This is a genomic window from Pseudomonas sp. FW507-12TSA, from assembly GCF_058781435.1.
Window position 1 is genome coordinate 263,996 of record NZ_JBYSWT010000001.1, and the last position, 18,617, is coordinate 282,612.

Annotated in this window: 17 protein-coding genes and 1 pseudogene; 2 read left to right on the forward strand and 16 right to left on the reverse strand. The window is 55.2% G+C overall.

Annotation, left to right across the window (positions count from 1 at the left end):
- Window positions 1-13 precede the first annotated feature (13 nt).
- The 4 genes from AC3WK8_RS01250 to AC3WK8_RS01265 are packed head-to-tail and all read right to left on the reverse strand — an operon-like array spanning window position 14 to window position 4,326.
- Window positions 14-1,357 (reverse strand): AAA family ATPase, encoded by a 1,344-nt coding sequence (locus AC3WK8_RS01250; RefSeq protein WP_103324389.1) that lies wholly within the window; start codon window positions 1,355-1,357, stop codon window positions 14-16.
- Window positions 1,354-1,869 (reverse strand): hypothetical protein, encoded by a 516-nt coding sequence (locus AC3WK8_RS01255; protein WP_256592251.1) that lies wholly within the window; start codon window positions 1,867-1,869, stop codon window positions 1,354-1,356. Before AC3WK8_RS01255 ends, AC3WK8_RS01250 begins: the two co-directional genes overlap by 4 nt.
- Entirely contained in the window at window positions 1,811-3,367 is a 1,557-nt protein-coding gene (locus AC3WK8_RS01260; protein ID WP_256592252.1) for a TnsB C-terminal domain-containing protein, read from the reverse strand. The genes AC3WK8_RS01255 and AC3WK8_RS01260 overlap by 59 nt, the downstream gene beginning before the upstream one ends.
- On the reverse strand, window positions 3,364-4,326 hold the full coding sequence (locus AC3WK8_RS01265) for a PDDEXK family nuclease (RefSeq protein ID WP_103324390.1): 963 nt from the start codon (window positions 4,324-4,326) through the stop codon (window positions 3,364-3,366). Before AC3WK8_RS01265 ends, AC3WK8_RS01260 begins: the two co-directional genes overlap by 4 nt.
- Before the next feature lie 684 nt (window positions 4,327-5,010).
- On the opposite strand from AC3WK8_RS01265, the pseudogene AC3WK8_RS01270 reads away from it, so the two are divergent.
- Both AC3WK8_RS01270 and AC3WK8_RS01275 read left to right on the forward strand, forming a co-directional pair.
- A pseudogene (locus AC3WK8_RS01270) lies at window positions 5,011-5,490 on the forward strand (TniQ family protein); the annotation flags it as partial.
- 12 nt (window positions 5,491-5,502) lie between these two features.
- A complete protein-coding gene (locus AC3WK8_RS01275) occupies window positions 5,503-6,606 on the forward strand; it encodes a TnsD family Tn7-like transposition protein (RefSeq protein ID WP_256592253.1) in 1,104 nt (367 codons plus the stop codon).
- 197 nt (window positions 6,607-6,803) lie between these two features.
- On the opposite strand, the gene AC3WK8_RS01280 is transcribed toward AC3WK8_RS01275, so the two are convergent.
- From AC3WK8_RS01280 to atpE, 12 genes are all read right to left on the reverse strand, one after another.
- Window positions 6,804-7,127 (reverse strand): antitoxin Xre/MbcA/ParS toxin-binding domain-containing protein, encoded by a 324-nt coding sequence (locus tag AC3WK8_RS01280; RefSeq protein WP_103324392.1) that lies wholly within the window; start codon window positions 7,125-7,127, stop codon window positions 6,804-6,806.
- 258 nt (window positions 7,128-7,385) lie between these two features.
- Window positions 7,386-7,805 carry a hypothetical protein gene (locus AC3WK8_RS01285; RefSeq protein ID WP_146043247.1) on the reverse strand — a complete coding sequence of 140 codons (420 nt, stop codon included), beginning with the start codon at window positions 7,803-7,805 and terminating at the stop codon, window positions 7,386-7,388.
- A gap of 695 nt (window positions 7,806-8,500) precedes the next feature.
- Window positions 8,501-10,333, reverse strand: coding sequence for a glutamine--fructose-6-phosphate transaminase (isomerizing) (glmS, locus tag AC3WK8_RS01290; RefSeq protein WP_103324394.1), 1,833 nt, complete (start codon window positions 10,331-10,333; stop codon window positions 8,501-8,503).
- 10 nt (window positions 10,334-10,343) lie between these two features.
- Window positions 10,344-11,117 carry a DeoR/GlpR family DNA-binding transcription regulator gene (locus tag AC3WK8_RS01295; protein ID WP_022641984.1) on the reverse strand — a complete coding sequence of 258 codons (774 nt, stop codon included), beginning with the start codon at window positions 11,115-11,117 and terminating at the stop codon, window positions 10,344-10,346.
- A 146-nt stretch (window positions 11,118-11,263) separates the two neighbouring features.
- Window positions 11,264-12,631, reverse strand: coding sequence for a bifunctional UDP-N-acetylglucosamine diphosphorylase/glucosamine-1-phosphate N-acetyltransferase GlmU (glmU, locus tag AC3WK8_RS01300; RefSeq protein WP_103324395.1), 1,368 nt, complete (start codon window positions 12,629-12,631; stop codon window positions 11,264-11,266).
- A gap of 258 nt (window positions 12,632-12,889) precedes the next feature.
- Window positions 12,890-13,315 (reverse strand): F0F1 ATP synthase subunit epsilon, encoded by a 426-nt coding sequence (locus AC3WK8_RS01305; RefSeq protein WP_011064380.1) that lies wholly within the window; start codon window positions 13,313-13,315, stop codon window positions 12,890-12,892.
- A 45-nt stretch (window positions 13,316-13,360) separates the two neighbouring features.
- Complete coding sequence (atpD, locus tag AC3WK8_RS01310) at window positions 13,361-14,737, reverse strand: F0F1 ATP synthase subunit beta (RefSeq protein ID WP_047290153.1); 1,377 nt, start codon at window positions 14,735-14,737, stop codon at window positions 13,361-13,363.
- 27 nt (window positions 14,738-14,764) lie between these two features.
- On the reverse strand, window positions 14,765-15,625 hold the full coding sequence (gene atpG, locus AC3WK8_RS01315) for a F0F1 ATP synthase subunit gamma (RefSeq protein WP_031320767.1): 861 nt from the start codon (window positions 15,623-15,625) through the stop codon (window positions 14,765-14,767).
- A gap of 50 nt (window positions 15,626-15,675) precedes the next feature.
- A complete protein-coding gene (atpA, locus tag AC3WK8_RS01320; RefSeq protein WP_053137777.1) occupies window positions 15,676-17,220 on the reverse strand; it encodes a F0F1 ATP synthase subunit alpha in 1,545 nt (514 codons plus the stop codon).
- Between the two features lie 21 nt (window positions 17,221-17,241).
- Complete coding sequence (locus tag AC3WK8_RS01325; RefSeq protein WP_053137780.1) at window positions 17,242-17,778, reverse strand: F0F1 ATP synthase subunit delta; 537 nt, start codon at window positions 17,776-17,778, stop codon at window positions 17,242-17,244.
- Window positions 17,779-17,790: 12 nt separating this feature from the next.
- Entirely contained in the window at window positions 17,791-18,261 is a 471-nt protein-coding gene (locus AC3WK8_RS01330) for a F0F1 ATP synthase subunit B (protein ID WP_053137783.1), read from the reverse strand.
- 57 nt (window positions 18,262-18,318) lie between these two features.
- Complete coding sequence (atpE, locus tag AC3WK8_RS01335) at window positions 18,319-18,576, reverse strand: F0F1 ATP synthase subunit C (protein ID WP_002555987.1); 258 nt, start codon at window positions 18,574-18,576, stop codon at window positions 18,319-18,321.
- Between the last annotated feature and the right edge of the window lie 41 nt (window positions 18,577-18,617).

Sequence of the window (18,617 nt, forward strand, 5' to 3'; positions counted from 1 at the left end):
GCAGTCGGTTCATCTACTTCGGCTTTTTAGGACTGGATGACGGCGACTCCGTCTCCATATACTGGTGGAAGGATCGCATTAAATCCTCGTCGGTCGCCTTTGGAGCAGGCGCACGCCGGATGAATTTGGCTGGAGTTCTCTCTTCTGGCAAAGCGATATGCTTCAGCACTGAGCGCTCCGTCTCGGTAGCCGACGAATCAAAAACTCTCGCCTGCACACGCTGGTCACGATCTGCCCGGGTGAAGTTCACTACGTTCGACTTGTACTCAACGGGCAAGTCGAACGGGCACCGCAGGTCCAAGCGCTTGCCGGATCCTTTGTTTATTGCCTCCAACTGCAGGTCTTCGACATCTCTCGCGTTGCTGGTGTATGCACTGGAGCGGTAGGCCTTGTTTAGGTCTTCGATTTCTATCCGATTTCTGCCGGTAGCACGACATTCGATGTAAGCAAGCTTCAGCAACTGCACAGCGAGCCGCTTGATACCGAAAGTGGAGCGATAAAGCTCAGTCGCAAATTCATCTTTTCCTGCTTTGACACGGCCGCCGCTCACCCTCACGCACTCGTCCACATAGTCAGCCCAATCCTGGCTCTTGGGATCATCGGGCAGCATGATCCGTGGCTCGCAAAGCAGCCTCTGCTTGTCTTCACTGTTACGGCGAAGCAGTTTATGTATCAGGCTGTAATTGGACACAAAGATCATCGGGGGTCCGATGACTGCCATCGTCAGCAGGATATCGGTCACCTTAGAGGCACCCTCACCGGTGTTGATATGCTGGGTTTCATCCAAAACTACAAGCGTGATACCGTCACGGTTGGCAAGCCGACGGCACTCCACGAGCAGCTTCTTTAGATTGCCACCGCGACCGTCATGGCCGCTACCACGAACGAAATCCAGGAGAAGCTGCTTACCACTCGCTTTGCCGCGAGCGCTCGCATACCAAAGGGAAGTCAGCTCGACGGTGCCCTGGTACAAGTCACAAGTGAGATCTACCGGTGGAGGCAGAGCTCTCCACAGAGCAGCAATCGTCTGGCTCTTACCAACCCCCGCCAGGCCGGTAAGGCAGATAGGTGAAACCTCTACCTCTGGAGGTTTGAAGATTCTGGAAGCATACCCAGCCTCGCTGCTGAATACTTTGAGGTTATGCAGATACGCTAACCCGATCATTTCATGAATAAAGTTGAGAGAGAATTCGTTAGGGAGGTAAATCCCCATCAGTCTCTCAGCGAGGAGATGAGCGCCAACCGAGGGGTGAAGCGTCTCCAAATCCGGTACTGACTCTGGTCGTACGACAACTCGTTTACGGATGCTCTCAATGTCCATATAACCGTCGAAACGAGATTCGATGATTTTGTTCATTTAGTTGCACCTCTGAAGCGGTTGTAATCGGCAGTGTCGCGCAGTGCAGCGCCGCCTTTGGAGGGCCGTCCTATTTTCCGCTCCCCCGCGCCCCAGCCCTCGCCTGTGTTCAGTTTGAATCTATCCTCGAAATGTTGATCATGGGCAGGCCGCTCTTCTCGAAGATCAGCAGCAGCGTCTCGGCGCATCTGGTCAATTTCTTGCAGTTGACGTAGTGAGATATCGATGGTGCCCAGCGACGTACGCGCTGATCTCACAAAATCTAACTCATACAAAATCCCTTTAACTTCTATCCATATGTGGCGAACGCACATGACCAGAACATATGCTGAGGTGTTGATAACCCCTTTCCGAGCTACCAAGTCAAACACTCCAGTTTCTTCCAGAGCGCGGGATCTATATTTCCGTCCATAGAAATAGACGCCATCTTTTCTTATCGCAGCTGGTCGCACATCAAGAAACTGCCTTACAGCCGTATCGAAAGGATACTCCGATTGAGGAGTCTCGACCACGCATGCTCCAGTAGCTGTAGATATCATGTGGCGTCGGCTTAATGCCGGCCAGAATCATTTCCTCGTCCATACGCAGTCGAGCGTCAGAAGTGTGGTTATCCTTTAGAACCCGCAGAATTTCGCGCTTGGCCATCTGCACAAAATCCAGCCTGCTGTGAAAATAGGTCGGCTGCCCAAGCGTCTTCTTGTCCCTCGGGTGAGAGGACTCGACAGTGGCCTTGGATTGACCAGCATAGACAGGTGTCAGCTCTACCGACTTCAACCAGTGAATCTCTGGCTCTACGTCGTAGCCGGCAGCGGGGCCTCTATCCAATACCATTCCACCTGACAAGCCGGTACTAGGCCATTCTTCCGCACGGATCTCCACACCGTACTGCTCGCAGAATTTGACCTTGTCGCACGCCATGGAATAGATCGCCATACGATAAGCGGCCATATTTTCTCTGCCTTCCGAAAAGCCAATCCCTAGCACCATCCCTGACAACGCACAGACAGCTCGGACAACACAGAAGCTTTCTACAGCACTACCTTCAGTGAGACCTGAAAGTTTCTCGGATATATAGTAGCCATCAAACTCAATGCGCTGATTAACGTTGATGAGATTGTCGGCAAAACTTCCTTCAGAGCCTGATTGAGCACGAGCGCCATGCTTTCCTTTTAAAGCGATACGGAGCTCTTTCGCACTGATCATTTTGGAAACCCAATATTTAAATTGGGGAAAGGAAGGGAAAGGCTTACCATGCGGATGTCTATATTCCACCGTCGCACCGCTCGGTTTGACTGAAACACATCCAAACTCTCCTGTGAGAGTTTCACTGTAAATTTTGTTTTGAGTTTTGTAGGGAGATTTATAAGTAATAAAGCCTCTCAAAATTTTTAGCTGCATAGCCGCATCGCAACGGTAGCCATGCCTTTTTCCCTTACGAGAGGGACGCCCCAGCTTTTTTGTTCGACCAGGTCCTTCACGATTCCATGCCCCGATTCGGTGAAGAGGCGGCAACAAGGACCATTTGGTCTGGCCGAAAACTACATAGGTATAGAACCAGAGCCTCAGTCTGGCAGCGTTCTGATGAGGCCGCAGGGCTTTAGAATGGGCGTTGATGAAACCATCAGGATCCTCGCTCGCGAAAATCTCATCCCGGCGAGCGACCAGACTTGAGATTGCAGCAAAGCGCTTGTTCACCTTCTGCTCATAACTCTCTTTCGTTGAGGCCCGACGGTTTTCCAGGTGGTCGATGGCCACACCTTCGAGGGGTATTAGCCAAGGAGGAGTCGAATCAGCCGCGCCGTCCTCCAGCAACCATCCATTCTCGACCGCTTCCTCAAAATCGATCTGGCTCAGATGAATCAGATGAGTACTGATGCTTTTTCCGTCATCCTTGAATTCGACAAGACGAACACGGTTTTGCCGGCCATCGCTGACGAGGAAGTGGTAGACAATGCCTTGTGCGAGGTTGCGAAATCCCTCTGGGGCGATAATCCGTGAACCGGCCCTCATGGCGTAGACTCTTCGAAAAACGAGCCGAACTCCTGAAGCAGATCGCAACCACCGGTAACGAGCGGGCGATCAATCAGGATAGGTTCGTTGAAGTCGACGAGGAGCTTTCGATCCCAAATATCCTGGTAAATCTTCGCGATGAATTGGTCACGGAAGCCCCACCGAACGCTGTGTTCAATCGCCACGTAGGCCACAGGCTTTCCAGTCTGTACGGCATCAGCCACTGCGCCACTGAAGTCCTCCAGCAGAGCCGCCTCAAGCGAGAAATCAAGATCGTGCATACCAAAAAGGAGATCCAGATTCGCTTGGATCGTGGGCGATACAAGGTCGCGGGAAACCTCGACTGTTCGGATGCCGGCGCTTGCGTAGTAACGACGCTCCAACTCGCCTCTTAGTTCTGCATGCTCACGATCTTTCCTCTGTTGGACAGGCGTCTTCGGGGACGAGCTTCGGCGTTCACGAAAGGCTACGGCTAGGTCCTTGATGGTCCAGTTAACGGCGTAAGGTTCTCCTCGGCTATTGAGGAGATACAGCAGAAGGTCCCCCTGATAGGGATACGGGATTTTGCGCCTATTACCGCTAGCATCTTCCACTACGATTTCATGATGTTTAAAACCGATCTCCCTTGCGATAGAGACAGTTCCACGCAGAGGGGGCGGAAAGCTCCCCTTCATCAGCGGATGTCCTCGTAATGGATGGCCTGTGTTAACAGGCCAGAGCATTTTCTGCTCGTGCAGTTCAAACAGATAAGGGTGGTAAAGCGCCAATTGCGCAAATATCTTCTCCGGTCCGGAGAGGAGATGAACCGTCCGTCCTAGCTTTCGGCTGCGCAGTCTGCTGATTCGAGACCCCTTCGGCGCCTCACGGGGAACCGCCAGCGTCGACGGTACGTATTCCCCACCCCATTCGAACCGACTCTGGCGGTTCATGATGAGGGTAAATCTTTCCTGCGGTTTCATCCAAGTATTCCAATCTCATCGAATTTTCCCGACGCACGCTTGTTGGGGATAACAACAAGCGCGTCGGCAAAACCCTTATCCTGCGGACAGGTCACCGCGCGTCCGTCTGTGGATAACACGCAGTTTCTTGTGGATGAGCGAAGCCGTGCGAGACTTGACGCCTCACATGCAAGGAATAGACAATGGAAAAGTCAGGGTGATTATCTGGCTTATCCACAGGGGCCCAAGGTCGCACTTGGGCCCTTGTCTAACTGACTTCCAACGCTCTCGTTTAGCTAGCTGTCATCTGAAATTTCTTGCGATTGAGCTTACCTTAGGCGTCGCCGCCGGTTGTGAATCCATCCACCCTCACGAAGCCTGATTAAAGCACTTGTGTGCGCAGTGCTGTCTTCGCTACCAGTTCTGTTAAGAAGAATATGTTAACGCCGGAAATTCCCGGCTGACAACAAGTTTGCACACCAACCATGGTTTAGTCTTCACAAACTCCTACGAACGAATTTCAAATTATCCGGAGCGCACACAAGATTCCGGTCCTCCCATGGATCTTGGAACCATGAGTCCACGCAGGTGGCACTTGCTGCTGACTATTAACCGATTCAGCTAATAACTCGAACCCTAATAACGTTTTGAACTTTAAACATCTAATATGTTGGTTTATGGTGATATTCTTTGGGGAGCACTCAAATGAACCTCACCGGCAAGCAGGCTCCGTTTCTTAATTGGTTACCAGACGAATGCTTTTACAGCCTTTGTAGCCGGCAACATTTTTTTTGGTGCAACCAATTTTCAGAAGAGACACTAAACTTTCTATTTGGAAACAGTGCTAAGTCGTTCACCCACGACTTCCCCCAAAACCTAAATTTTTTAAATAAGCTCGCAAAGTCTACGTGGGGTACACAAGAGGACATAATTTGTGAGCACACTATCTCGCCCATATTTTTTGCATTCCAGTCCCCCGAACATGTACACGCACTCAAGCAAGCACTGGGTGGCCTCCGGTTAGGTTCTGTTAAATATAAACTTGGACTTGTCACTGGCAGGTTCGGTGGAGAACATCCCTTAAAGGCCTGTGTTGAATGCATCACTGCTGATCGATCAGTCTATGGGGCCGCATATTGGCATCTATCTCATCAGTTCCCCGGAGTAACTACATGTCCAGTGCATGGTAGTTTACTTATGAAATCTAAAGAAAACAGACAGTGGTCCAGGGACTTCCAATGGCTACTTCCCGATGAGTCCACCCTGGTGGCTACTTGCCAACCAGCCGTTAGCCCTTCAACGCTCAAAGCACTCCAGACCATGTCAAACTCAGTTCTGGCTCTATCCGAATTGGGCATCACTAATCAGTTTGATCTGAGTACAGTTGCTCAAATTTACAAAAAAACTATCAGTAACTTGGGGGCCTCCCAGAAGGAGCGTGAGGCTTCTGCCGACTGCTTTGCTCAATATTGCTCAGTACTTCAACCTTTCCCCCCATTCTCCGCCTTACCGTGCTCTCGACGGTGCGCAATAGAGTTCATTTCCCAAATGACACGCAAGCCCCGTGGCTACTGCCATCCGTTGAAGCATTTGACGCTAATTTCGTGGTTATTCGAACACTTAGAGTCATTCGTGGACGCGTATCAACAGTTCGCGAACCAGCAGCAAATTTCAGTAGTTCACGATCCGCAGCGTTTGACCCAGGCTCAAACTATCGATGAACAGCAGCCAAAGTCCGAAAGGCAAACCGGCACTCCGAGACCCAAAAAACTCTTCAATGATTTGAAAGAAAAAGTTCTAAATGCACTGACAGCCGGCGCCAGCAAGAAAGAGGTTTGCTCAAGCTTTGATATATCTATAAGTACAGTGAATCGGCTGCTGCGTTTAAATCCAATAGCCGAACAGCAGATTATTAATAAGACCTACTTCAAGAAGCGTGAAGAAAAGCGAAATGCATGGTGCTGTACTGTAAATCAAACCCCAAACTCCAGCGCGAACCTCATAAAACATTTAGTTCCAAACGTATACGCCTGGCTCTATCGAAATGACCGCTCTTGGTTGTTATCACAGACACGTTTACTACCAAGCGGTAGAAGCGGAAACCATGTGGTCGTTGACTGGGATGCCCGAGATGATAATTTGTGTGCGCTGATTAATGAAACACTTATTGCGTCTACTAGCGACTTCAAGAAAATCCGCAAGCGCGACCTGTATCAGCTGATACCCAATCTGTTCTCTTCGCTTGAACAGCGGACACATTACCCAAAGACGAGAAGACTTCTCTCCGAAATTTCTAAATAGTCTAATTAGATGGGAGGGTTAGCAATTTTTCAAACTGACAAGACCAATCGTATGAATTACAGCCTGCATGAGTAGATTTACGCTTTATGGGATATCCAGCACTTGTACTGAGACTTTCGAGGGGTTTCCAAATTAACCTGGTCAGTAACTACATTGGGCCTGCTGGCAAAATAGTCCCTTACCAAGTCAGGGAATGACTATGAGTGTGCCCAACCAGCCGGTATTAACCCTCCACACGGTGCAGCTCCAACCAAGCCCATGTAAACGCCGTATTCGATCCTCATGAGGTGTTCGCAGACTTGGCGAAAGCCCTTGGTATCCACCAGAAGACTACAGGGAATGCGCTTGCCTAGGCTGAGTGCCGGCCGCATAAGCCATTCGGACGCTAGTCGGTCGTTGCCCAGAACGTAAGCAGCCTGATTCTGAACCTGATCCCGACGAGCTACGAAACAACGATACTGGCTGCTCCAGCAACGAGGACGTGCTGAAAGACAGGGGCCAAGTAGATATATTGCTAGCATATGCGCCTCCGGTATCACCTTGTTCCCTAGGGTAAGGCTTACCTTACTGCAAAGGCCAGTCAGAAGCTTCGCAGGGGGATGACTGGTAGTTTCACGCCCAGAGCGGGGATCTGCTCGTGATCACTGGTGCCCAACCGGCCGTTCCGAGCTGAGGGATCTTGGGGAGTGCTTCCTCTACCCGAACTGGCTCTAATCGATGACATTACGCCGGGAATCGGGTAGGTTGCAGCAGGTATAGATTTCTCGCTGAGGGCTGCATCAGTCTAAGCTGTCAAATAGATTTCTCATTTCTTCATCGTCTATGTAGTACTCAGATGCATGCCCGTCAGTGCGATAAGAGTTCCAGTAAGAATCAATCGGTACTGGATCAGGGTCTCGACGAAAGTAATCGCTCAAAAAAGTTTCGAAACTTTCATATACAGATGCTATCCACTCAAGCAATTCATGTAGTCGCTCTCGTTGCACTAGAAGTTTTGGCGTTCGATGGTCACCCAGTTCATTACCGTACAATATGATCTTTGCGCGTTTCTCCCTGAAGCTTCGGTCATAATATTCATTGTCGATGACCTCTGTGAGTTTATCTTCAAGTGCATGCAAAGCCGTCTCGGCGGAAAGATGATGTTCAAGAGAAGTGAGGTTTTCGAAAAATTGAGCCAGACGCAGTGCCTTAGGGTCCATGTTTACCGTGGGCTCCGCGTCGCCTAGGCTGTGACCTGCGCATCCGCTCCACATCACTTCCAAAGCATGGCCAAGACGGGAGAATGGCTTCTCGCAGAACTGGCAATGCGAAAGTAAGTTTACGTTATGCTTAGCACATACAGTTATTCGAGAGTTAATACGTTTCCAGTATGAATACCCTCGCACATGTGAGTCTTCTGTGGCGCACAATGGGCAATATGAGCGTGTTTCTGAAAAATTATCAAAACAGTAAGACTTTGATACAAACTCAGACGCAGAGTACGAGAAACTGCTCTTTGACTTTAAGACACCATAAATAGGGTAATCGGTATGCGAATGCACTAACCTGTTAAATCCGTAACAACCATACCATCCTAATATATTAGCTATCGCGATTACTTGTTTACTACGCCAACGACAGTAGCGGAATTCCGGAGTCCTAAAAATATCTAAAGCAGGATAGTGCAATTGTAAGAACAGATTTCGCTCCACATACGAACGGAGCGATTCATCGGATTGGATTCTCAACAGCATGGAGCGGCCCGTCGGGGGTATAGGAAGGGGGCTTGCAGGCGGAGGGCCGGAACATCGCAGGAGACGAGAGGACAGACCTCACCGGCTCCTGCGACAGTTTTAATTCTCTCGCGACAGTTTTAATTCTCTAAATCCACGGGTGATACTCAACTGTGGATAACTCACTCCACGGTCACCGACTTGGCCAGGTTGCGTGGCTGGTCGACGTCAGTGCCCTTGAGCACGGCTACGTAGTAGGACAGCAGCTGCAACGGGATGGTGTAGAGGATTGGCGAGAGAATGTCGTGGATGTGCGGCATGTGGATAACATGGGTGCCTTCGCCGTTGGTCATGCCCGACTTCTCGTCGGCGAACACGATCAGCTCGCCACCACGGGCGCGGACTTCCTGCAGGTTGGACTTGAGCTTCTCCAGCAGTTCGTTGTTCGGCGCTACGGTGACCACCGGCATGTCGTTATCCACAAGGGCCAGTGGGCCGTGCTTGAGTTCACCGGCCGGGTAGGCTTCGGCGTGGATATAGGAAATCTCCTTGAGCTTCAAAGAGCCTTCCATCGCTACCGGGTACTGGGCGCCACGACCGAGGAACAGGGTGTGGTGCTTGTCGGCGAACAGCTCGGCGGTCTTCTCCACCACGCTGTCCATGGCCAGGGCTTCGCCGAGGCGGACCGGCAAGCGCCGCAGCTCTTCCACCAGCTCGGCTTCGACACCAGCGGCCAGGGTGCCACGTACCTGGCCCAGGGACAGGGTCAGCAGCAGCAGGCTCACCAGCTGAGTGGTGAAGGCCTTGGTGGAGGCCACGCCGATTTCGCGACCGGCCTGGGTCAGCAGGGTCAGGTCCGATTCACGCACCAGGGAGCTGATGCCAACGTTGCAGATCGCCAGGCTAGCGAGGAATCCCAGCTCCTTGGCGTTGCGCAGGGCGGCCAGGGTATCGGCAGTCTCGCCGGACTGGGAAATGGTCACGAACAGGGTGTCGGGCTGCACCACCACCTTGCGGTAGCGGAACTCGCTGGCGACTTCCACCTGGCAGGGGATGCCGGCCAGTTCTTCCAGCCAGTAACGGGCGACCATGCCGGCGTGGTAGCTGGTGCCACAGGCGACGATCTGTACATTGCGCACCTTGGCGAACAACTCGGCGGCCTGTGGACCGAAGGCCTGGACCAGTACCTGGTTGGCGCTCAGGCGGCCTTCCAGGGTGCGTTGCACCACCGATGGCTGCTCGTGGATTTCCTTGAGCATGTAGTGGCGGTATTCGCCCTTGTCCGCCGCTTCGGCACCATCGCGGTACTGCACCGCCTCGCGCTCCACGGCCTTGCCGCCGATGTCCCAGATCTGCACGCTGTCCCGGCGGATCTCGGCGATATCGCCCTCTTCCAGGTACATGAACCGGTCGGTGACCTGGCGCAGGGCCAGTTGGTCGGAGGCCAGGAAGTTTTCCCCCAGGCCCAGGCCGATCACCAGCGGGCTGCCGCTACGGGCCGCCACCAGGCGATCCGGCTGGCTGGCGCTGATCACGGCAAGACCGTAGGCACCGTGCAGTTCCTTGACGGTAGCCTTGAGGGCCACGGTCAGGTCGCCCAGGTCCTTGAGCTTGTGGTTCAGCAGGTGGGCGATGACTTCGGTATCGGTGTCCGAGGTGAACTCGTAGCCCTGGGCCTTGAGTTGTTCACGCAGGGCTTCGTGGTTCTCGATGATGCCGTTGTGCACTACCGCCAGATCGCCGGAGAAATGCGGGTGGGCATTGCGTTCGCAAGGCGCGCCGTGGGTGGCCCAACGGGTGTGGGCGATGCCCAGGCGACCCACCAGCGGCTCGCCGGCCAGGGCTTGTTCCAGCTCGGCGACCTTGCCCGGACGGCGCATGCGCTCGAGCTTGCCGGTATTGGTGAAAACCGCCACGCCGGCGCTGTCGTAGCCGCGGTATTCGAGGCGCTTGAGGCCTTCCAGCAAAATGGCGGTGATATTGCGTTCAGCAACGGCGCCAACAATTCCACACATGGTATTTCTCCTAGCTGACAGCCGCGCAAATCAGAGTTATGCCGCGGGCCTGGATCTGGTCGCGGACCTCGAGAGGCAGGCGATCATCGGTAATGAGGGTATGGACGCTGCTCCACGGCAGCTCCAGGTTGGGAATCTTGCGGCCGATCTTGTCGGATTCGACCATCACTACAACTTCGCGGGCCACCTCGGCCATCACTCGGCTCAGGCCCAGCAATTCGTTGAAGGTGGTGGTACCACGGGCCAGGTCGATGCCATCGGCGCCGATGAACAGTTGGTCGAAGTCGTAGGAGCGCAGGACCTGCTCGGCCACCTGGCCCTGGAAGGACTCGGAGTGCGGGTCCCAGGTGCCGCCGGTCATCAACAGCACCGGCTCGTGTTCCAGTTCGTTCAGGGCATTGGCCACGTTCAACGAGTTGGTCATGACCACGAGGCCTGGCTGCTGGCCCAACTGCGGGATCATCGCCGCGGTGGTGCTGCCGCTGTCGATGATGATCCGCGCATGTTCACGAATGCGCTGCACCGCCGCCCTGGCAATGGCTTGCTTGTGGCGGGACACTGGCTGGCCGAGGTCGCTGACCAGTTCCTGGGGCATGGTGATCGCCCCGCCATAACGGCGCAGCAACAGGCCATTGCTTTCCAGGGCCGCCAGGTCCTTACGAATCGTAACTTCAGAGGTTTCGAAACGCTTGGCCAACTCATCCACACTCACCTCGCCTTGTTCATTGAGCAAGGCCAGGATGTTGTGACGGCGCTGGGGAGTGTTGCGTTTCGATATGAGCATTTAAGTTTCGATTCGAAAGATAACGTCGGCAATAAAAACCCATGATCGAAACTTCGTCAAGCATTAGCGCATAAAAAACCGGCCCTTGCTGTTCAAGTGCAGGGGCCGGTTGATGCTGCATGGGTCATCCGTGCTTGTGGATAACCTCAGTCCTTGTTGATTTTCTGCGGTCGCTTCCAGCCATCGATGTTCTTCTGCCGCGCACGGCCCACGGCCAACTGCGCTGGCGAGACATCCTGGGTGATGGTGGAACCAGCGGCGGTAGTGGCCCCGGAAGAGATATCCACAGGCGCCACCAGGGAGTTGTTGGAGCCGATGAACACGTCTTCGCCCATCACCGTCTTGTGCTTGTTCACCCCATCGTAGTTGCAGGTGATGGTACCGGCACCGATGTTGGTGCGCGCACCGATCACCGCATCGCCCAGGTAGCTCAGGTGACCGGCCTTGGCCTCCTGGCCCAGGTGGGCGTTCTTCAACTCGACGAAGTTACCCACATGGGCGCGAGCCTCCAGCACACTGCCGGGCCGCAGGCGGGCGAACGGGCCGGCATCGCTGCCCTCGCCCATCACCGCGCCGTCGATATGGCTGTTGGCCTTGATCACCACGCCCTTGCGCAGGGTGCTGTCCTTGATCACGCAGTTGGGGCCGATCACCACGTCGTCTTCGATGACCACCCGGCCCTCGAGGATCACGTTGATATCGATTAGCACGTCGCGCCCGACCGTCACCTCGCCACGCACATCGAAGCGCGCCGGATCGCGCAGGGTCACGCCCTCGGCCATCAAGCGGCGGGCGGCGCGCAGCTGGTAGTGGCGCTCCAGTTCCGAGAGTTGCTTGCGATCGTTGGCGCCCTGCACTTCCATGGCGTCCAGGGGCTGCTCGGTAGCAACCTCCAGGCCATCGCTGACCGCCATGGCGATCACGTCGGTCAGGTAGTACTCACCCTGGGCGTTGTTGTTCGAAAGACGGCTGGTCCAATCGCCGAGGCGCTTGCCCGGCACGGCGAGAATGCCGGTATTGCCTTCGGTGATGGCGCGCTGGGCTTGGTTGGCGTCCTTCTGCTCGACGATGGCGGCGACCTTGCCATTGGCGTCACGCACGATACGCCCGTAGCCGGTAGGGTCGTCCAGCTCGACGGTGAGCAGGCCCAGTTGCTCGGGACCGGCCTGCTTGAGCAGGCGCTGCAGGGTCTGGACCTCGATCAGCGGCACGTCGCCGTAGAGGATCAGCACGGTATCGGCCTGGATGAAAGGCACGGCCTGGGCCACTGCATGACCGGTGCCGAGTTGCTTGTCCTGCAACACGAAATTCAGGTCGTCGGCGGCCAGGCGCTCGCGCACTGCATCCGCGCCGTGGCCGATCACCACGTGGATGCGCTGTGGATCGAGCTGGCGAGCGCTGTGGATAACATGCCCGAGCATGGAGTTGCCAGCGACCGGATGAAGGACCTTGGGCAGTGCCGAGCGCATGCGAGTGCCCTGGCCTGCTGCGAGGATAACGATTTCGAGAGACATGACTGGCTACCAATCCTGGGTGGTCCGCGAGTGTGACCTAACAGGCCGTTGAAAAACTAACTGCGTTGTCATCGCTGCGTTAAAAACAAGCTCAAAATGCTCATTTACCACTCGTAAACTGCGCTTTTTCGCCTGTTTTTGCCTTGCGCTGACTGCCTCGCCTACGTTTTTCAACGGCCTGCTAGAGGGGGGAATGCGGAAAATAAAAAGGGTAGCCGAGGCTACCCTTTTTAATCAATCACACAGAAAGCCTGCGGCTTAGCCGCCGAACTTCTTGCGGATCTGCTGGACGGTACGCAGCTGGGCTGCGGCCTCGGCCAGACGTGCGGCGGCAGATCCGTAGTCGAAATCTGCGCCTTTTTCATTCAGGGCCTTCTCAGCAGCCTTGACGGCTTCCTGAGCGGAGGCTTCGTCCAGGTCGGCAGCGCGTTGCACGGTGTCGGCAAGAACCTTGACCATGTTCGGCTGAACCTCGAGGAAACCACCGGAGATGTAGAACACCTCGGCTTCCCCGCCCTGCTTGATCAAGCGGATCGGACCTGGCTTCAGGTTGGTGATCAGCGGTGCGTGACCCAGAGCGATACCAAGATCACCCAGTTCACCGTGCGCAACCACCATCTCCACCAGACCGGAGAAGATTTCCCCTTCCGCGCTGACGATATCGCAATGGACTGTCATAGCCATCTGCTTGCCTCAACCTAAATTAGCGCCCGTTGCCGGGCGCCGGGATTACAGTTTCTTGGCTTTCTCGATCGCTTCGTCGATGCCGCCGACCATGTAGAACGCTTGTTCTGGCAGGTGGTCGTAGTCACCGTTGAGGATGCCTTTGAAGCCAGCGATGGTGTCTTTCAGGGAAACGTATTTACCTGGAGAACCAGTGAAGACTTCAGCCACGAAGAACGGCTGCGACAAGAAGCGCTGGATCTTACGAGCGCGGGATACCAACTGCTTGTCGGCTTCCGACAGCTCGTCCATACCCAGGATCGCGATGATGTCCTTCAGCTCTTTGTAACGCTGCAGTACGTACTGAACGCCGCGAGCGGTCTCGTAGTGCTCGTTGCCGATCACGTTCGGGTCCAGCTGGCGGGAAGTCGAGTCCAGTGGGTCTACCGCTGGGTAGATACCCAGGGAAGCGATGTCACGGGACAGAACGACGGTGGCGTCCAAGTGGGCGAAGGTGGTCGCTGGCGACGGGTCGGTCAGGTCGTCCGCAGGTACGTATACCGCTTGGATCGAGGTGATCGAACCTTGCTTGGTCGAAGTGATGCGCTCTTGCAGCACGCCCATCTCTTCAGCCAGGGTCGGCTGGTAACCTACTGCCGAAGGCATACGGCCCAGCAGTGCGGATACTTCGGTACCGGCCAGGGTGTAACGATAGATGTTGTCGACGAACAGCAGAACGTCGTTACCTTCGTCACGGAACTTCTCGGCCATGGTCAGGCCGGTCAGCGCTACGCGCAGACGGTTTCCTGGTGGCTCGTTCATCTGACCGTAGACCAGGGCAACCTTGTCCAGAACGTTGGAGTCCTTCATCTCGTGGTAGAAGTCGTTACCCTCACGAGTACGCTCACCCACACCGGCGAACACGGAATAACCGCTGTGCTCGATGGCGATGTTACGGATCAGTTCCATCATGTTTACGGTCTTGCCCACACCGGCACCACCGAACAGACCTACTTTACCGCCCTTGGCGAACGGGCAAACCAGGTCGATTACCTTGATCCCGGTTTCCAGCAGGTCGTTGCCGCCTGCCTGTTCTGCGAAGGAAGGAGCGGCGCGGTGGATACCCCAGCGCTCTTCTTCGCCGATCGGGCCGGCTTCGTCGATTGGGTTGCCCAGTACGTCCATGATCCGGCCCAGGGTCGCTTTACCGACCGGTACGGAGATGGCTGCGCCAGTGTTGTTGACGTCCAGACCGCGCTTCAAGCCTTCGGTGGAGCCCATCGCAATGGTACGAACCACGCCGTCGCCCAGCTGCTGCTGAACTTCCAGAGTGGTTTCGGCGCCTTGAACCTTCAAGGCGTCGTAGATGCTCGGTACGCTGTCGCGTGGAAATTCCACGTCGATAACGGCGCCGATGATTTGAACGATACGTCCGCTACTCATAGCTGGATCCTCTGAATATTTGAACCGTTAAACCGCGGCAGCGCCGCCGACGATTTCCGAGATCTCTTGGGTGATCGCAGCCTGACGCGCCTTGTTGTAGATCAGCTGCAAATCGCTGATCAAATCACCGGCGTTGTCGGTGGCGTTCTTCATTGCAATCATCCGCGCGGCTTGTTCAGCTGCGTTGTTCTCGACCACCGCCTGGTAGACCTGCGACTCCACGTAACGGACCATCAAGCCGTCCAGCAGCTCCTTGGCATCCGGTTCGTAGAGATAGTCCCAGTGGTGCTTGAGTTCTTGATCCGGGGTTGCCTCCAGTGGAATCAACTGCTCCACGGTCGGCTGCTGGGTCATGGTGTTGACGAACTTGTTGGATACCACGGACAGGCGGTCAATCCGGCCTTCCAGGTAAGCATCCAGCATCACCTTGACACTGCCGATCAGGTCATTGATCGACGGCTCTTCACCCAGGTGGCTGATAGCTGCAACGACGTTACCGCCGAAGTTGCGGAAGAAGGCCGCACCCTTGCTACCGACCACGCACAGATCGATCTCGACGCCTTGTTCGCGGTTTACCGCCATGTCCTTGACCAGGGCCTTGAACAGGTTGGTGTTCAAGCCACCACACAGACCACGGTCACTGCTCACCACGATGTAACCGACGCGCTTGATGGCGCGGTCGATCATGAACGGGTGACGATATTCCGGGTTGGCGTTGGCCAGATGACCAATAACCTGGCGGATGCGCTCCGCATAAGGACGGCTAGCTGCCATGCGCATTTGTGCCTTGCGCATTTTGCTGACCGCCACTTTTTCCATGGCGCTGGTAATTTTTTGCGTGCTTTTGATGCTCGCAATCTTACTGCGAATCTCTTTTGCGCCTGCCATGTAACACCTATCAGGTTAGCAAGCGGGAGCCTTGCGGCTCCCGCTGCGGCTTACCAGGTTTGGGTGGCCTTGAACTTCTCGATACCGGCTTTGAGGCCAGCGTCGATTTCGTCATTGAAGTCACCCTTCACGTTGATCTTCGCCATCAGGTCGGCGTGATCGCGGTTGAAGTAAGCAATCAGCGCTTGTTCGAAGCTACCGATCTTGGCGATTTCGACGTCAGTCAGGAACCCACGCTCAGCGGCATACAGCGACAGCGACATGTCAGCGATGGACATTGGCGCGTATTGCTTCTGCTTCATCAGCTCGGTAACGCGCTGACCGTGTTCAAGTTGCTTACGGGTCGCTTCGTCCAGGTCAGAAGCGAACTGGGCGAATGCCGCCAGTTCACGGTACTGAGCCAGGGCGGTACGGATACCACCGGACAGCTTCTTGATGATCTTGGTCTGAGCGGCACCACCTACACGGGATACCGAAACACCGGCGTTAACTGCAGGACGGATGCCCGAGTTGAACATGGCCGATTCCAGGAAGATCTGACCGTCGGTGATGGAGATCACGTTGGTCGGAACGAACGCGGAAACGTCGCCAGCCTGGGTTTCGATGATCGGCAGGGCGGTCAGGGAACCGGTCTTGCCAGTCACTGCGCCATTGGTGAACTTCTCTACGTACTCTTCCGAAACGCGGGAAGCGCGCTCCAGCAGACGGGAGTGGAGATAGAACACGTCACCTGGGTAGGCTTCACGGCCTGGTGGACGGCGCAGCAGCAGGGAGATCTGGCGATAAGCCACGGCCTGCTTGGACAGATCGTCATAAACGATCAGCGCGTCTTCACCGCGGTCGCGGAAGTATTCACCCATGGTGCAACCGGAGTACGGAGCCAGGAACTGCAGGGCAGCCGATTCCGAAGCACTGGCAGCCACGATGATGGTGTTGGCCAGGGCGCCGTTTTCTTCCAGCTTGCGAACCACGTTGGCGATGGTCGATTGCTTCTGACCGATCGCTACGTAGACGCAGAAAATGCCGCTGTCTTTCTGGTTGATGATCGCGTCGATCGCCAGAGCGGTCTTACCGATCTGACGGTCACCGATGATCAGCTCACGCTGGCCACGGCCGACTGGGATCATGGCATCGACAGCCTTGTAGCCAGTCTGTACAGGCTGGTCTACCGACTTACGCCAGATCACGCCTGGAGCAACTTTCTCGACCGCGTCGGTCTCGGTGTTGTTCAGCGGACCTTTACCGTCGACTGGGTTACCCAGTGCGTCGACTACGCGACCCAGCAGTTCCTTACCAACTGGAACTTCGAGGATGCGGCCGGTGCACTTGGCGCTCATGCCTTCAGCCAGAGTGGTGTATGCGCCCAGTACTACGGCACCTACAGAGTCTTGCTCGAGGTTGAGGGCCATACCGTAGACGCCGCCCGGAAACTCGATCATCTCGCCGTACATTACGTCGGCCAGACCGTGAATCCGCACGATGCCGTCAGAAACGCTGACGACAGTGCCTTCGTTACGGGCTTGGGAGGTCACATCGAGCTTTTCGATGCGGCCCTTGATAATTTCACTTATTTCGGAAGGATTGAGTTGCTGCATTGCTCTGCTGCCCCTTCAAACTCAAGATTTCAATGCTTCGGCAAGGTTCGCGAGTTTGCCGCGAATCGAGCCATCGATAACCAGGTCGCCGGCGCGGATCACGACGCCACCAATCAGGCTGGCATCCTCCGCAGCGTGCAGGCGCACTTCCCGGCCGAGCCGTGCACTGAGAACCTTGGCGAGTTTGTCTTGCTGTTCTTGGTTCAATGCGAAAGCACTGGTCACATCCACGTCCACCGACTTCTCTTGCTCGGCCTTGTACAGGTCGAACAGAGCGGAGATCTCCGGCAACAGCAGGAGACGGTCGTTCTCGGCGGCAACTTGAATGAAATTCTGTGCCTGTGCATCAAACTTGTCGCCACACACTTCGATAAAAGTGTTGGCCTTTTCTGCGCTCGTCAGTCGCGGGGCCTTAAGCACGCGCTGCATGGTGTCATCTTGTGACACCGCTGCAGCCAGGCCGAGCATGGCTGACCAAGAGGCCAGCTGCTGGTGGGCCTGAGCGTGCTCGAAGGCCGCCTTAGCGTAAGGTCGGGCCAACGTGGTCAGTTCTGCCATGATCGCCCTCGCTTAAATTTCAGCAGCCAGTTTGTTAACCAGGTCTGCGTGCGCGTTTTGATCGATTGTGGCGCCCAGGATCTTCTCTGCACCATTGACTGCCAGGCTACCCAGTTGGGCGCGCAGCGCGTCTTTGACGCTGTTCAGTTCCTGTTCGATCTCGGCCTGAGCCTGAGCCTTCACACGTTCAGCTTCGACACGGGCCTGTTCACGGGCTTCGTCGACGATCTGAGAACCGCGCTTCTTGGCTTGCTCGATGATTTCAGCTGCCTGAGCTTTGGCTTCGCGCAGTTGCTGACCCACTTTATCTTGGGCCAGTTCCAGGTCACGAGCTGCTCGGCTGGCAGCGTCCAATCCATCCGCGATCTTCTTTTGACGTTCGTGCAGAGCTGCAATGACCGGAGGCCAAATGAACTTCATGCAGAACAGTACAAAAATTAAGAACGCAACGGACTGGCCAATCAGGGTTGCATTAATGTTCACGCCAACACCTCGCTCGTTCGTTGTCCGTCACACCAATCAACTCGAATACTCGAGTGATTAGCCAGCGAGTTGACCAACGAAGGGGTTCGCGAAGGTGAAGAACAGAGCGATACCAACACCGATCATGGTTACGGCGTCGAGCAGACCGGCAACGATGAACATCTTAACTTGCAGCATTGGAACCATTTCTGGTTGACGCGCAGCGCCTTCCAGGAACTTGCCGCCCAGCAGGCCGAAACCAATTGCGGTACCCAGTGCGCCCAGGCCGATCAACAGTGCAACAGCGATAGCGGTTAGACCAACTACAGTTTCCATCTTTCCTCCCGACTTTTACGTCGTATGGTTTAGGTTTTTTA

Bases quoted from the DNA above. Each gene is read 5' to 3' on its own strand.
- atpD (WP_047290153.1), bottom strand. From the start codon at position 14,737: ATGAGTAGCGGACGTATCGTTCAAATCATCGGCGCCGTTATCGACGTG.
- AC3WK8_RS01265 (WP_103324390.1), bottom strand. From the start codon at position 4,326: ATGAAACCGCAGGAAAGATTTACCCTCATCATGAACCGCCAGAGTCGG.
- atpE (WP_002555987.1), bottom strand. From the start codon at position 18,576: ATGGAAACTGTAGTTGGTCTAACCGCTATCGCTGTTGCACTGTTGATC.
- AC3WK8_RS01305 (WP_011064380.1), bottom strand. From the start codon at position 13,315: ATGGCTATGACAGTCCATTGCGATATCGTCAGCGCGGAAGGGGAAATC.
- AC3WK8_RS01325 (WP_053137780.1), bottom strand. From the start codon at position 17,778: ATGGCAGAACTGACCACGTTGGCCCGACCTTACGCTAAGGCGGCCTTC.
- AC3WK8_RS01285 (WP_146043247.1), bottom strand. From the start codon at position 7,805: ATGGACCCTAAGGCACTGCGTCTGGCTCAATTTTTCGAAAACCTCACT.
- AC3WK8_RS01260 (WP_256592252.1), bottom strand. From the start codon at position 3,367: ATGAGGGCCGGTTCACGGATTATCGCCCCAGAGGGATTTCGCAACCTC.
- atpG (WP_031320767.1), bottom strand. From the start codon at position 15,625: ATGGCAGGCGCAAAAGAGATTCGCAGTAAGATTGCGAGCATCAAAAGC.
- glmS (WP_103324394.1), bottom strand. From the start codon at position 10,333: ATGTGTGGAATTGTTGGCGCCGTTGCTGAACGCAATATCACCGCCATT.
- AC3WK8_RS01280 (WP_103324392.1), bottom strand. From the start codon at position 7,127: ATGCTAGCAATATATCTACTTGGCCCCTGTCTTTCAGCACGTCCTCGT.
- glmU (WP_103324395.1), bottom strand. From the start codon at position 12,631: ATGTCTCTCGAAATCGTTATCCTCGCAGCAGGCCAGGGCACTCGCATG.
- atpA (WP_053137777.1), bottom strand. From the start codon at position 17,220: ATGCAGCAACTCAATCCTTCCGAAATAAGTGAAATTATCAAGGGCCGC.
- AC3WK8_RS01295 (WP_022641984.1), bottom strand. From the start codon at position 11,117: ATGCTCATATCGAAACGCAACACTCCCCAGCGCCGTCACAACATCCTG.
- AC3WK8_RS01250 (WP_103324389.1), bottom strand. From the start codon at position 1,357: ATGAACAAAATCATCGAATCTCGTTTCGACGGTTATATGGACATTGAG.
- AC3WK8_RS01275 (WP_256592253.1), top strand. From the start codon at position 5,503: ATGAAATCTAAAGAAAACAGACAGTGGTCCAGGGACTTCCAATGGCTA.